General features: G+C 73.3%; 2 protein-coding genes. Both read left to right on the top strand.

The genetic code is table 11. The annotated features are described in order from the left end of the window. The first annotated feature begins 393 nt into the window (after positions 1-393). Positions 394-900: a DUF6912 family protein gene (locus EAO70_RS35825; RefSeq protein ID WP_148006970.1), complete on the top strand. Its 507-nt coding sequence runs from the start codon at positions 394-396 to the stop codon at positions 898-900. A 68-nt stretch (positions 901-968) separates the two neighbouring features. After that, positions 969-1,640 (top strand): HAD family hydrolase, encoded by a 672-nt coding sequence (locus tag EAO70_RS35830; protein WP_148006971.1) that lies wholly within the window; start codon positions 969-971, stop codon positions 1,638-1,640. The last annotated feature ends 33 nt before the right edge of the window (positions 1,641-1,673 follow it).

Consider the following 1,673-nt stretch of genomic DNA (forward strand, 5'->3'; position numbering starts at 1 on the left):
CCCATGACCACCACCCTCACCACGACCGGCACCCCGCGCCCCCGCAGGGCGCCCGCCGGGCCGCCGGGCGCCCTGCGGGGGCGCGGGGTGCCGGTCGTGGTGAGGGTGGTGGTCATGGGCCTGCCCCTGTCGTCGCGTCACCGAGTGGTACCGGTCAGTAACTTTCTGTAGGGGATCTTGTACGGGCGGGCGTGCCGGGGCCGCAAGGAGCCGGCGGCGGCCCGGCGGCGCGAAAGTCGAATCACCTATCCGGGTGACGTGAGAGAAAATCGGCTCCCGGGGGTCTCGCGGGGGGCTTGTCCGGGATGGACGTACGGCCCTGTCGGCCGGCCACCCCGAAGGGGGACTCCGCACGTATCCTGAGGGCCTCTCCGTCTACGAAAGCGGCCAGCCATGCGCGTGTACGTCCCCCTGACCCTCCCCGGTCTCGCACAGGCGCACAAGGCGGGCGAACTGGGCCCCGGTCCGCTGACCGCCTACGCCGTCACCCCTGCCCTGCGCGAGTGGTACGTCTCCGACGACATCGAGGAGCTGGAGTACGCGGCGCTCAACCGGGCCGCGTCCGCCTCCCTGCGGCTGCTCGCCGGTGACCCCGAGGCCCCCCGGCGGCGGATCGTGGTCGCCGTCGACGTCGCCGACAAGGACGCCGCCACCGACTCCGAGGGACCGCTCACCGTCGACTCCATCGGCGAGGTCCGGATCGCCGGACCCGTCCGGCTCGCCAAGGCCGCGGCCGTCCACGCGGACGCGGACGACGCCACGGCCGACGTGACGGCGGCGGCGGAGGCCCTCGGCGCGGCGGACCGCGGCGACGACGACGCGCGGTTCGTCGTCGACGGGGCCGAGGACCACGAACTGCTGTGGTTCGGGGTGCAGGAGATCCCCGCGTTGCTGGGCTGACGCCCGCCCGGCCGTTCCGGTCCGGCGTCCGGAACGTGAGTGTCCGAGTGGCCGGGTACCGTCTTTCCATGGGGAAGCACGACAGCTTGCGCGGCAAGCATCTGGTCTGGGACTGGAACGGCACACTGCTCGACGACACCAGCGCGGTCATAGGGGCGACGAACGCCGCCTTCGCCGAGCTGGGACTCGAGGCGATCACTCTGGAGCGGTACCGCGACCTGTACACGGTGCCGGTGCCGAAGTTCTACGAGCGGCTCATGGGGCGGCTGCCCACCGACGCCGAGTGGCTCGTCATGGACGGCGCGTTCCACCGGCACTACTGGGCGCGGGCCGAGGACTGCGGACTGACCCTGGGGGCGGCGGAGCTGCTCGCGGCGCGGCAGGCGTCCGGGTTCACCCAGTCCCTGCTGTCGCTCGCGCCGCACACCCATCTGATACCGCTGGTGCGGCGGCACGGGATCGCCGAACGGTTCACGCGGATGGACGGGCGCGTCGACGCCTCCACGGAGGGGAAGTCCGCGCACATGGTGCGGCACCTCGCCGCGCTCGAAGGGGTGCTTCCGGAGCGGGTCGTGGTCATCGGTGACGCCGCCGACGACGCTCTGGCGGCGGCCCACGTGGGGGCGAAGGCGGTGCTGTACACCGGGGGCTCGCACAGCCGGGCCTCACTGGAGCGGGCGGGGGTGCCGGTGGTGGACTCGCTGGCGGAGGCGGTGGCCGTGGCAGAGGAGTTGGTCTAGCCCGGTGCCGGGTGCCGGGTGCCGGGTGCCGGG

It is taken from the genome of Streptomyces sp. adm13(2018) (genome assembly GCF_008042145.1).
Taxonomy (GTDB): domain Bacteria; phylum Actinomycetota; class Actinomycetes; order Streptomycetales; family Streptomycetaceae; genus Streptomyces.

What these genes read in the sequence shown, in the direction of transcription:
- EAO70_RS35825 (WP_148006970.1), top strand. Translation starts at nt 394, where the DNA reads ATGCGCGTGTACGTCCCCCTGACCCTCCCCGGTCTCGCACAGGCGCAC.
- EAO70_RS35830 (WP_148006971.1), top strand. Translation starts at nt 969, where the DNA reads ATGGGGAAGCACGACAGCTTGCGCGGCAAGCATCTGGTCTGGGACTGG.